This window comes from Bacteroides sp. MSB163, from assembly GCF_036416795.1.
GTDB classification, from domain to species: Bacteria; Bacteroidota; Bacteroidia; order Bacteroidales; family Bacteroidaceae; genus Bacteroides; species Bacteroides maternus.
Window position 1 is genome coordinate 4262310 of record NZ_CP143867.1, and the last position, 11870, is coordinate 4274179.

The following is an 11870-nucleotide window of genomic DNA, read 5'->3' on the forward strand; positions in this document are numbered from 1 at the left end:
TATCATGGCGAATACACTGAAAGGAAAGAAAATTGTATTAGGAATAACCGGAAGTATTGCTGCTTATAAAGCTTGTTATATTATCCGGGGACTTATAAAGCAAGGTGCTGAGGTACAGGTAGTCATAACTCCTGCAGGAAAAGAATTTATAACTCCCATTACGCTTTCGGCATTGACGAGTAAACCGGTTATCAGTGAGTTTTTTGCCCAACGTGACGGTACATGGAATAGCCATGTGGATCTGGGTTTATGGGCGGATGCTATGCTTATAGCTCCGGCAACTGCTTCAACTATCGGCAAGATGGCAAATGGAGTGGCTGATAATATGTTGATTACGACTTATTTGTCGGCTAAGGCTCCGGTATTTGTGGCACCCGCCATGGACCTCGATATGTATGCCCATCCTTCTACACAAAAGAATCTGGATACGCTTCGTTCTTATGGAAATCATATTATAGAACCGGGTACAGGAGAACTTGCCAGCCATCTGGTAGGTAAGGGACGTATGGAAGAACCGGAAGTCATTATTCAACATCTGGCGAATTATTTTGCCGGGAGAGAAGGTGATTTGCGAGGTAAGACCATTATGATCACTGCCGGACCTACTTATGAGAAGATCGATCCGGTACGTTTTATCGGGAACTATTCTTCCGGTAAGATGGGGTTTGCTATTGCAGATGAATGTGCTGCCCGCGGAGCTAAGGTTATTATGATATCAGGTCCTGTACAACAGCAATTGAAATATCCGGTACGTTGGTTTGCTGTGGAATCGGCAGATCAGATGTATAATGCTGCGTGTAACTTTTTTGCAGAGGCTGATGCTGCTATTCTTTCGGCTGCTGTTGCCGATTTTACACCGGAACAGGTTGCTGATGCTAAGATAAAGCGGGAAAAGGAAGGGGAAATGACGTTGCGTTTGAAACCTACGAAAGACATTGCCGCCTGTCTGGGACAGATGAAGAAAGATCGTCAGATATTGGTAGGTTTTGCTCTGGAAACGAATGACGAACAGCATAACGCTGAGGATAAGCTGCGACGGAAGAATCTGGATTTTATCGTTCTGAATTCTCTGAATGATAAGGGAGCCGGTTTCCGGTACGACACGAATAAAATCAGTATCATTGACCGTGAAAGCAAGACGGACTTTCCGTTGAAATCAAAGGCGGAAGTAGCTGCGGATATTGTAGATCGTCTGGTGGAAGTGTTGGAGAATAAGTAAATATTGATAGTGAGGAATAAGACGCTTTATATGATTCTGCTTCTGGTTGCTGTGACGCTAAAGTCCACTGCTCAGGAATTGAATTGTAAATTTACAGTGAATTATTCTCAGATACAAGGTACGAGTACACAGGTTTTTACTACGCTTGAAAACGCCTTGATGGAGTTTATCAATACCCGTCGGTGGACGCAGGCGCAGTATGAAGTGAATGAACGGATTCGTTGTTCTATGAACCTGACCGTAAAAGAATATAATGAGGCGGATGGACGTTGGAAGTGTGAGCTGATTGTGCAGTCTACACGCCCCGTCTGGCAATCCGGGTATCAGACGGTAGTTTTTAGCTTTAAAGATACGGATGTTGCTTTCAACTATCGTGAGTTCGATCCGCTGCAACTGCGGGATAATGTTATTGACAGTAATCTGACGGCAGTAATTGCTTATTATGCTTATATGATTATCGGACTGGATATGGACACGATGGCTCCACTGGGTGGTACGGAGGTTTTTCGGGCAGCTGAAGACATTGTAACAGCCGCACAGAACCTTGGTGAAACCGGTTGGAAAGCGTTCGATAGCAGTCGGAATCGTTATGCGTTAGTTTCTGATTATCTGGAAGATGGCATGGCGCCTTTGCGTAAACTGATGTATGGATATCATCGTACAGGTATGGATGAACTCTCTGTGAATGTTACCCGTGCCCGCGCTGTAATAACATCTATGCTTAGCGGTCTGAAAGAGGCGCAACAGAATAAGCCTATGTCGGCATTGCCCGGTTTGTTTACTGAAATAAAGAAAGATGAATTGATTAATCTTTATTCCCGTGCTGCAATGAAGGAAAAGGAAGAAATATGTGAATTACTCTCTTCTGTCAATCCTTCGTTGACTACCGAGTGGGAAAAGATAAAACAATAATTAGGAAGTAAGTAAGATTAAAATTGTAATTAAGTCATGTTACGTTCGCTTTACATACAGAATTACGCGCTTATAGAAAAGCTTGATATTAGCTTTGGTGCAGGTTTCTCCGTTATCACGGGTGAGACGGGTGCCGGTAAGTCTATTATACTGGGTGCTATCGGCTTGTTGCTTGGTCAGCGTGCCGAAGTAAAAGCCATTCGCCAGGGTGCATCGAAGTGTGTGATTGAGGCCCGTTTTGATATTTCAGCTTATGGCATGGAGCCTTTCTTTGAAGATAATGAACTGGAATATGAAGAAGAGTGTATCTTGCGTCGTGAGGTTTATGCATCTGGTAAGAGTCGTGCATTTATCAATGATACTCCAGCTTCGCTTGTACAAATGAAGGAATTGGGTGAACAGTTAATTGACGTGCATTCTCAGCACCAGAATCTTTTGTTGAATAAAGAAGGATTTCAGCTGAATGTACTCGATATATTGTCTCATAATGATGAACAACTTTCTGCTTATCAATCTTTGTATAGAGAATGGAAGCATGCACAACAGGAACTGGCAGACCTCATAGCTCGTGCTGAGCAGAATAAGGCAGATGAAGACTATATCCGTTTCCAGTTGGAGCAGTTGGAAGAAGCAAATTTGTCTGCAGGTGAACAGGAAGAACTGGAACAGGAGACGGATGTGTTGAGTCATGCTGAAGAAATAAAGGCCGGTTTGTTTCGTGTCGGACAATTGCTGACCTCTGATGAAGGTGGTCTGCTGGCCGGGTTGAAGGAAAGTCTGAATACAATGCTTGGTCTGCAAAAAGTTTATTCTCCGGCTACTGAACTTGCTGAACGCCTGGAAAGTACATATATTGAATTGAAAGATGTTTCCCAGGAAGTTTCTTCTCAGGAAGAGGATGTTGAGTTTAATCCTGATCGTCTGGAAGAGGTTAACGATCGGTTGAATCTGATTTATACCTTACAGCAGAAACATAGGGTAACTACTGTGGAGGAGTTACTGGCACTTGCTGAAGAATATGCAGCAAAGTTGGCGGCCATTACTTCTTATGATGAACGTATTGGTGAGTTGACAACTCTCTGCGATACTCTATATAATAAGGTGAGAAAGCAGGCTGCTGTTCTTACCAAAGCCCGTACCGGCGCCGCTCGTGAAGTGGAAAAGCAGATGGCTTCCCGCTTGGTGCCGTTGGGTATGCCTAATGTGCGTTTTCAGGTGGAGATGGGAATAAGAAAAGAGCCTGGTGTACACGGTGAAGATACCGTCAACTTTCTCTTTTCTGCCAATAAAAATGGCTCATTGCAAAATATTTCATCGGTAGCTTCCGGTGGTGAGATTGCACGTGTCATGTTGTCCATCAAGGCGATGATAGCCGGTGCGGTGAAATTGCCCACTATTGTATTTGATGAGATAGATACAGGAGTATCCGGTGAGATTGCCGACCGTATGGCGGACATTATGCAGGAAATGGGCGAACAGGATCGCCAGGTAATCAGTATTACCCATCTGCCGCAAATTGCTGCGCGCGGATGTGCACATTATAAAGTATATAAGCAAGATAACGAAACCGAAACCAATAGCCACATACGCCGTCTGGCAGATGAGGAGAGGGTAGAGGAAATAGCCCATATGCTCAGTGGGGCTACTTTGACAGAAGCTGCTTTGAATAATGCAAAGGCGCTTCTTGGTATCAAAAGATAGCCTTTAATTTTTAATTTCTAATTTTAATTTCTCAAAGATGGTTGATAAGAGTGAAATGATTTTCGGCGTTCGCGCTGTGATAGAAGCAATACAGGCAGGAAAGGAAATCGATAAGATACTGGTGAAGAAAGACATTCAGAGCGATTTATCCAAAGAACTTTTTGCTGCGCTAAAAGGAACTTTGATTCCGGTGCAACGTGTTCCGGTGGAACGTATTAACCGCATAACCCGTAAGAACCATCAAGGGGTGATTGCTTTTATCTCATCCGTTACGTATCAGAAGACAGAAGACTTGGTGCCTTTTCTTTTCGAAGAAGGCAAGAACCCGCTGTTCGTCATGTTGGATGGTGTGACTGATGTTCGTAACTTTGGTGCCATAGCTCGTACCTGTGAGTGTGCAGCGGTAGATGCTGTTATCATTCCTGCTAAAGGAAGCGTGACGGTGAATGCTGATGCAATGAAAACATCTGCCGGAGCATTGCATGTTCTGCCGGTTTGCCGTGAGCAGAATCTGAAGACTACATTGCAATATCTCAAAGATAGTGGTTTCCGCATTGTGGCAGCTACAGAAAAGGGTGACTATGATTATACCAAAGCTGATTATACAGGACCGCTGTGTATCATAATGGGAGCTGAAGATAAAGGTGTTTCTTATGAGAACCTGGCTCTTTGCGATGAGTGGGTGAAAATCCCAATGCTGGGTACTATCGAGTCGCTCAATGTTTCTGTTGCGGCAGGTATTTTGATTTATGAAGCTGTGAAACAAAGAACCAACTAAGATATGAAGAAGAACTTGTTGTTGACGCTCGCCCTCTGTTTGCTGGCACAGTGGAGTGTAGCTCAGGCACCCAAATGGGTGGAAAAAGCCAAGCGTGCTGTTTTCTCGGTGGTTACGTATGACGAGAGTGATAAGATACTTAATACGGGAAATGGATTTTTTGTTACCGAGGATGGAATCGCTCTGTCTGATTATAGCTTGTTTAAAGGTGCGCAGCGTGCCGTAGTCATTAATTCGGAGGGCACACAAATGCCTGTGGAAGTTATTATGGGAGCAAATGACATGTATGATGTTGTGAAGTTCCGTGTAGCGATTTCAGGAAAAAAAGTACCTGCATTAGTGGTATCTCCTGTGGCCCCGACTGTAGGTGCAAGCATTTATCTGTTACCTTATTCTACACAGAAAGATCGTTCCTATACTACCGGACAGGTGAAAGAAGAGTCTAAGGTAGATGGACAATATCATTATTATACACTTGATATGCAGCTGAAGGATAAAATGGTAAGTTGTCCGGTAATGACTGCTGAGGGACAAGTATTCGGTCTGGCACAGAAATCTTCTGGAAAAGATACAGTTACCATTTGCTATGCGGTAGGTGCCGATTATGCTATGGCTCAAAAGATAAGTCCTCTTTCTTTCAATGATCATACTTTATTGAGTATCGGCATTAAGAAAGCATTGCCTGAGACGGAAGAACAAGCATTGGTTTATCTCTATATGGCTTCTTCACAGCTTGCGCCGGAGAAATACGCCGAGTTACTGAATGAGTTTATATCTCAGTATCCCAACAGTGCTGACGGTTATCTTCGCCGTGCAAGCAATCAAATCTTCCAGTCGAAGGAGAAAAGTTCAATGGATAAGGTAGCGGCTGATATGGATAAGGCGCTTGAAGTGGCGCAAAAGAAAGATGATGCATACTTCAATCGTGCCAAGCTGATTTATGGTTATCAGTTGGATAAACCTGAAAAAAGCTATAAAGATTGGACATATGACAAGGCTTTGGATGAGGTGCGTAAAGCGATTGCAATCGAAGCTCTTCCGGTTTATGTTCAGTTGGAAGGCGATATCCAGTTTGCCAAGAAGGACTATGCGGCTGCTCTTGCCTGTTATGAGAAGGTGAATGGTTCCAATATTGCCTCTCCGGCTACATTTTTTAGTGCCGCTAAGACGAAAGAATTGATGGAAGCAGCTCCGGAAGAAGTGTTGGCTTTGATGGATAGTTGTATGGCGCGTTTCGTGCAACCGTACAGTGAGGAAGCAGCTCCTTATCTGCTGGAACGTGCCCAGATGCGCCTGAATGCCGGACAAGGACGCGGTGCGATGCTTGATTATGATGAATACTATAAAGCGGTTCGTGGCAATGTGAATGATGTGTTCTACTATTATCGCGAACAGGCGGCCGTTCAGGCAAAGCAGTTTCAGCGTGCGTTGGATGATTTGGCAAAAGCCATTGAGCTTAATCCGAAAGAGTTGACTTATTATTCGGAACTTGCGGTGGTAAACATTCGTGTGGGTAGAAATGAGGAAGCAATCAAGGTGCTGAAAGATGCTTTGGAAATTGATCCTAAATATGGTGAAGCTTATCGCCTGATAGGAGTGGCGCAACTACAGTTAAAGCAAAACAAAGAGGCATGTGCCAGCTTCGCAAAAGCTAAGGAACTGGGTGATCCGAATGTCGATGCTTTAATAGAAAAACACTGTAAGTGATTGGTCGTAATGCATTGTTTCTGTGAGAAAAACGGATGATGCGTTTTAGTAAAACGAATGATACGTTTTAGTGAAACGAATGATACGTTTTAGTAAAATGAATGATACGTTTTAGTAAAATAGATGATGCATTTTGCAAAAAAGGCTCCGCTTTCACAAGCCGAGCCTTTATCGGGAAACTCCCGTGTCAAAAAAGAATTAGCTAAGTCTAGGTTTTTAAAACAGGTATAAGTGAATTTTTCTTTTGTATATAATTCTATTAAGTAAATGCATGAAGTTGCAGAATACTGCATAAGATACCAATTTTTTTTCTTGAATGAACTATAAATTGTTGAATACTAAAATAATATTAGAATGAAAAAAGTAATTTGCAGTCAGAAAGCTCCGGGGGCTATTGGTCCTTACAGCCAGGCTATCGAAGCGAATGGAATGATATTTGTATCTGGTCAATTACCTATTGATGCGACTACCGGACAGATGGCAGAAGGTGCTGAAGCACAGGCACGTCAGTCATTGGAGAACATTAAGCATATCCTTGGAGAAGCGGGTTTGACGATGGCAAATATCGTCAAGACTACTGTTTTCCTACAGGATATGTCATTGTTTGCAGATATGAACAAAGTATATGCTACCTATTTTGATGGTGATTTCCCTGCCCGTTCGGCTGTTGCAGTGAAAGCACTGCCGAAAGATGCTTTAGTGGAGATTGAGTGCATCGCGGTTCGCTAACAAATCGGCAACAATAAAGCTACTGCCTCCCACGAAGATAAAGTCTTCCGGGAGGCTTTTTTCTTGTGCAGCCCGCACGGCAGAGGGAACATCCGGATAGCAATTTCCTTGCAATCCCGCCTCAGAGGCAAGTTGGGCAAGTTCGCTTTCAGGTAATGCACGCCTTACGCTGGCTTTTGTGAAGTAATATTCGGCTTCTTGGGGTAATAATGCTAATACACCGCGTATGTCTTTGTCGTTTACCATACCTATAATCATATGTAGTTTCCGGTAAAATTGCTGTTTCAACTGCTCTGTGATATAGGTGATGCCACCTACATTGTGTCCGGTATCGCATATCAAGGTAGGGGCATCCTGCAATTTTTGCCAGCGTCCCATCAGTCCGGTCAGTTCACAAACATGGGCGAAGCCACTTCGGACAGCCTGCTCACTCAGATTGTATCCGGCTTTTCGTAGTTCAGGGATGGCTGTGAGTAACGTGCGGGTGTTCTTAGTTTGATATAACCCTTTCAGTTCATATTCCAATCCGGGGTAATCATCCTTTTCATTTTCTTCTGCAAAGAGAATGGGAGCACCTACTTCGCGAGCCTTTTTTGTAAATACAGGTTTTGTTTCAGGAGTCGTTTCTCCGATTACGACAGGTATTCCACTTTTAATGATCCCGGCTTTTTCTCCCGCTATCTTTTCTAATGTATTACCCAGGAATTGGGTATGATCAAAACTAATATTGGTGATGATACATAGATCCGGGTGCACGATATTGGTGCAATCTAGTCTTCCGCCAAGTCCTACTTCGATAATCGCTACATCTACATGTTCGTCAGCGAAATAGCGGAATGCCATAGCGGTAGTCAATTCAAAGAAAGAAGGATGCAGAGGCTCAAAAAAATCACGTTCTTTTTCTACAAACCGGACTACATATTCTTCAGGGATGGGCTGTCCGTTTATTCGGATACGTTCGCGGAAATCTACGAGGTGCGGAGATGTGTAGAGGCCTACCCGGTACCCCGCTTCCTGCAAGATAGCAGCAAGAGTGTGCGAGCATGAACCTTTCCCATTCGTACCTCCTACATGGATACTGTGGAAGTTCCGGTGCAGGTGTCCGAAGTGTTCATCCAGTGCCAATGTATTCTCCAAACCTTCCTTGTATGCCGAACTTCCCACCTGTTGAAACATAGGGACACTGTTATATAAGTATAATAAAGTGTTCTGATAATCCATCTTTTAAAATATTTAACGAGAAAGCAAACTATTCTCTCTTTTTAATTCCTATCTTAGAAGCTGCAAAGATAATGCAAACCGAGAGCAGAATAAAATGAACTTGTCCATTTTTTATGCCAAGGTGCAGCTTATCTTCGCTTTGGAGGTAAATATATCAACAATTTAAATCTAAAAGAGTATGGGAGCAAAGAAAAATTTTGTGATTGATACGAACGTAATCCTTCACGACTATAACTGTCTTAAGAATTTCCAAGAGAACGACATTTATCTTCCCATCGTGGTTCTTGAAGAATTGGACAAATTCAAGAAAGGGAATGAGCAGATAAACTTCAATGCTCGTGAATTTCTCCGCGAGCTCGATTTAGTTACCGATGACAATCTTTTTAATAAGGGTGCTTCTCTGGGCGAAGGCCTGGGAAATTTGTTTGTAATAGCCGGTTCGGTGGATGCTCCGGATGTGTTCGACTCATTCCCCGAGCGTATTCCCGATCATAAGATTCTGGCTGTAGCGGACTGGTTGACGCGCCAAAAGAAGGATATGAAAACCATCCTGGTGACAAAAGACGTGAACCTCCGGATGAAAGCACGTTCCATAGGCTTACTTTGCGAAGATTATATCAACGACAAGGTGATAAATGTGGATATATTTGAAAAGTCAAATGAGGTGTTTGAGGGAATTGATCCTGCTTTGATAGACCGGATTTATTCTTCCAGAGAAGGACTGGATATCAGTGAGTTTGATTTCAAAGATATCATCCATCCGAATGAATGTTTTATCTTGAAAAGTGACAGGAACAGTGTACTTGCCCGTTACAATCCTTTTACACATTCCATTTGTCGGGTGAATAAAACAAAGAACTATGGCATCGAACCTCGGAATGCCGAACAAAGTTTTGCTTTTGAAGTGTTGACCGATCCAAACATCAAATTGGTTGCTTTGACAGGTAAAGCCGGTACAGGAAAAACATTGTTGGCTCTGGCAGCTGCCCTTAGTCAAATGAATGACTATAAGCAAATTTTGCTGGCGCGTCCGATTGTTGCTTTATCCAATAAAGACATCGGTTTCCTGCCAGGTGATGCCAAAGAAAAGGTAGCTCCTTACATGCAACCCTTGTTTGATAATCTGAATGTAATCAAACGTCAGTTTGCTTCTAACTCAACAGAGGTAAAACGTTTGGAAGATATGCAGAAAAGTGAGCAACTGGTTATTGAAGCATTAGCTTTCATCCGTGGACGTAGTTTGAGTGAAACTTATTGCATTATTGATGAAGCACAAAACTTGACTCCGCATGAGATAAAAACTATCATAACCCGTGCGGGGGAGGGTACGAAAATGGTGTTTACCGGTGATATCCAACAGATAGACCAACCTTATCTCGACAGTCAGTCCAATGGCTTGGTTTACATGATTGATCGTATGAAAGATCAGAACCTTTTTGCTCATGTAAATTTGTTAAAAGGAGAACGTAGCCAATTAAGCGAATTAGCTAGTAATTTGATGTAACAGAGCTTTATAGGTCGTAAATATGGTGGCAAAGTTATACCCGTAACTTTGCCACCATTTAATTTTATCACACATTTTTATCTTTTTCTTGTCCTATTTGATAAAAAATAATGTATCTTTGCCTCGCCTAAAAACAAAACTGTCAAACGAAATGAAACATAAAATTTTTCATCGCTACCTTTCAGCAAAGGTATTGCCGATTTGGACTATTCTGTTGATCGATGTACTGATAATCGTCGTATCCAGCCTATTGGCTTATGCGCTTCGATATGATTTCCGGAGTATTTTCCTGGAATCATCTACCATTGACAAAACGATTGTATGGACGGTCATTGTCAATCTGGTCTTCTTTAGGGTGTTCCGCACCTATTCTAACGTATTGCGCTTTTCTTCGTTTATAGACATTATGCGCATTTTCGTTTCATTGACGGTGTCTTATGCTCTGTTAATGATTTCGAGTGTGCTTTTAGATAGTTATCTGAATATTCGTCTGGCACCTGTGAGTGTACTGTTTATGGCCTATATCATTAGTTTTGCCATTATGGCTTGTTCACGTATAGTTGTGAAGATGTTCTATGAACTTCTGAATTTTGATGGAAGCCATAGCGCCAACGTCTTTATATATGGTGCTAAGGAAGCGGGAGTGAACATTGCGAAAGCGTTGCGTGTCAACCTGCGTAATCACTATCGTCTGCGTGGTTTCATAGCAGATGAGCCGGAACTGATTAATAAGGTGATGATGGGCGTAAAGGTATTCCCGAATGACGAGTCTCTGATTGATGTATTGAATGACCGCGATGTGCATACAATTATTATTTCGCCGGCCAAAATGGAAGAACTGAAGAAGTCTGATATGGCCGACCGTCTTCTGGCACACAACATCAAGCTTATGACTGCACCTCCTTTGAGCGAGTGGAGCGGACAGACTTTGAACCGTACTCAGTTGAAAGAAATTCAGATTGAAGATCTTCTGCAACGCGATCCTATTGAAATCGATATTCATAAGGTAGCTTCCCACCTCGAAGGAAAGCGCGTAATGATTACCGGTGCTGCCGGTTCTATCGGTAGCGAAATAATGCGTCAGGTAGCTTCCTTCAACCCTTATAAGCTAATTCTGGTAGATCAGGCGGAGACTCCGTTGCATGATATTCGTCTGGAATTGCAGGATCGTTGGCGTGACATTGATGCAGAGACTATTATTGCGGATATTTCCAATGCTACGCGTATGGAAGATATCTTCAAGGAATATCAACCGCAATATATTTTCCATGCAGCGGCTTATAAGCATGTGCCGATGATGGAAGATAATGTTTCCGAGTCCATTCAGATCAATGTGTTCGGTACGCGTACACTGGCTGATCTGGCTGTAAAATATGGTGCTGAAAAGTTTGTAATGATCTCTACGGACAAGGCTGTGAATCCCACCAATGTAATGGGATGTTCCAAGCGTATCTGTGAGATTTATGTGCAGTCTTTAGCTAAGAAACTTCAGGAGAAAGGCGGGCATGTGACGCAATTCATTACGACACGTTTCGGTAATGTGTTAGGTTCTAATGGTTCGGTAATTCCACGTTTTCGCGATCAGATTCAACGTGGTGGGCCTGTAACTGTGACACATCCTGAAATTATCCGTTATTTTATGACTATCCCCGAAGCTTGCCGTCTGGTACTTGAAGCCGGTAGCATGGGTAATGGCGGTGAGATTTATATCTTTGATATGGGTAAACCGGTGAAGATTGTGGATCTTGCCAAGCGTATGATCAGCCTTTCCGGACGTACGGATGTGAAGATTGAGTTCACCGGATTGCGTCATGGTGAAAAGCTGTATGAAGAATTGCTGAATGTGAAAGAGCTGACAAAGCCGACTTATCATGAGAAGATTATGATTGCTACAGTTCGCGAATATGATTATGATGAGGTGAAGCAACGCATTCAGAAGTTGATAGAGGTTAGTTACACGTATGATCAGATGCAGATTGTAGCTGCTATGAAGGATATTGTTCCTGAGTTTATCAGTAAGAATTCATGCTTTGAAGCCTTGGATAAGAAACCCGAATAAGAAAAGATTCCTCTGTAAAGGAAACGCCAATATATGTAAT

9 protein-coding genes are annotated in these 11870 nt (G+C 42.7%); 8 read left to right on the forward strand and 1 reads right to left on the reverse strand.

The genetic code is table 11. The features are described 5' to 3' along the window. The first annotated feature begins 4 nt into the window (after nucleotides 1–4). The 6 genes from coaBC (at nucleotide 5) to VYM24_RS16330 (ending at nucleotide 7046) form a co-directional block, all read left to right on the forward strand. Nucleotides 5–1219, forward strand: coding sequence for a bifunctional phosphopantothenoylcysteine decarboxylase/phosphopantothenate--cysteine ligase CoaBC (coaBC, locus tag VYM24_RS16305; RefSeq protein ID WP_291548389.1), 1215 nt, complete (start codon nucleotides 5–7; stop codon nucleotides 1217–1219). A 30-nt stretch (nucleotides 1220–1249) separates the two neighbouring features. Next, entirely contained in the window at nucleotides 1250–2131 is an 882-nt protein-coding gene (porD, locus tag VYM24_RS16310) for a type IX secretion system protein PorD (RefSeq protein WP_291548390.1), read from the forward strand. Between the two features lie 36 nt (nucleotides 2132–2167). After that, complete coding sequence (gene recN, locus VYM24_RS16315; RefSeq protein ID WP_299093893.1) at nucleotides 2168–3832, forward strand: DNA repair protein RecN; 1665 nt, start codon at nucleotides 2168–2170, stop codon at nucleotides 3830–3832. A 37-nt stretch (nucleotides 3833–3869) separates the two neighbouring features. Continuing rightward, on the forward strand, nucleotides 3870–4610 hold the full coding sequence (rlmB, locus tag VYM24_RS16320) for a 23S rRNA (guanosine(2251)-2'-O)-methyltransferase RlmB (RefSeq protein ID WP_291548393.1): 741 nt from the start codon (nucleotides 3870–3872) through the stop codon (nucleotides 4608–4610). Nucleotides 4611–4613: 3 nt separating this feature from the next. Then, complete coding sequence (locus tag VYM24_RS16325; RefSeq protein ID WP_330940419.1) at nucleotides 4614–6317, forward strand: tetratricopeptide repeat protein; 1704 nt, start codon at nucleotides 4614–4616, stop codon at nucleotides 6315–6317. Nucleotides 6318–6671: 354 nt separating this feature from the next. Beyond that, complete coding sequence (locus VYM24_RS16330; protein ID WP_007209727.1) at nucleotides 6672–7046, forward strand: RidA family protein; 375 nt, start codon at nucleotides 6672–6674, stop codon at nucleotides 7044–7046. On the opposite strand, the gene VYM24_RS16335 is transcribed toward VYM24_RS16330, so the two are convergent. Beyond that, nucleotides 7014–8267 (reverse strand): bifunctional folylpolyglutamate synthase/dihydrofolate synthase, encoded by a 1254-nt coding sequence (locus VYM24_RS16335; protein WP_330940420.1) that lies wholly within the window; start codon nucleotides 8265–8267, stop codon nucleotides 7014–7016. The genes VYM24_RS16330 and VYM24_RS16335 overlap by 33 nt on opposite strands. Nucleotides 8268–8445: 178 nt before the next feature. Between VYM24_RS16335 and VYM24_RS16340 the strand changes: the two genes are divergently transcribed. Together VYM24_RS16340 and VYM24_RS16345 are read left to right on the forward strand one after the other, a co-directional pair. Further along, nucleotides 8446–9771: a PhoH family protein gene (locus VYM24_RS16340; protein ID WP_291548399.1), complete on the forward strand. Its 1326-nt coding sequence runs from the start codon at nucleotides 8446–8448 to the stop codon at nucleotides 9769–9771. Nucleotides 9772–9922: 151 nt separating this feature from the next. Next, a complete protein-coding gene (locus VYM24_RS16345; RefSeq protein WP_291548401.1) occupies nucleotides 9923–11830 on the forward strand; it encodes a polysaccharide biosynthesis protein in 1908 nt (635 codons plus the stop codon). The last annotated feature ends 40 nt before the right edge of the window (nucleotides 11831–11870 follow it).

What these genes read in the sequence shown, in the direction of transcription:
- coaBC (WP_291548389.1), top strand. Translation starts at nt 5, where the DNA reads ATGGCGAATACACTGAAAGGAAAGAAAATTGTATTAGGAATAACCGGA.
- porD (WP_291548390.1), top strand. Translation starts at nt 1,250, where the DNA reads ATGATTCTGCTTCTGGTTGCTGTGACGCTAAAGTCCACTGCTCAGGAA.
- recN (WP_299093893.1), top strand. Translation starts at nt 2,168, where the DNA reads ATGTTACGTTCGCTTTACATACAGAATTACGCGCTTATAGAAAAGCTT.
- rlmB (WP_291548393.1), top strand. Translation starts at nt 3,870, where the DNA reads ATGGTTGATAAGAGTGAAATGATTTTCGGCGTTCGCGCTGTGATAGAA.
- VYM24_RS16325 (WP_330940419.1), top strand. Translation starts at nt 4,614, where the DNA reads ATGAAGAAGAACTTGTTGTTGACGCTCGCCCTCTGTTTGCTGGCACAG.
- VYM24_RS16330 (WP_007209727.1), top strand. Translation starts at nt 6,672, where the DNA reads ATGAAAAAAGTAATTTGCAGTCAGAAAGCTCCGGGGGCTATTGGTCCT.
- VYM24_RS16335 (WP_330940420.1), bottom strand. Translation starts at nt 8,267, where the DNA reads ATGGATTATCAGAACACTTTATTATACTTATATAACAGTGTCCCTATG.
- VYM24_RS16340 (WP_291548399.1), top strand. Translation starts at nt 8,446, where the DNA reads ATGGGAGCAAAGAAAAATTTTGTGATTGATACGAACGTAATCCTTCAC.
- VYM24_RS16345 (WP_291548401.1), top strand. Translation starts at nt 9,923, where the DNA reads ATGAAACATAAAATTTTTCATCGCTACCTTTCAGCAAAGGTATTGCCG.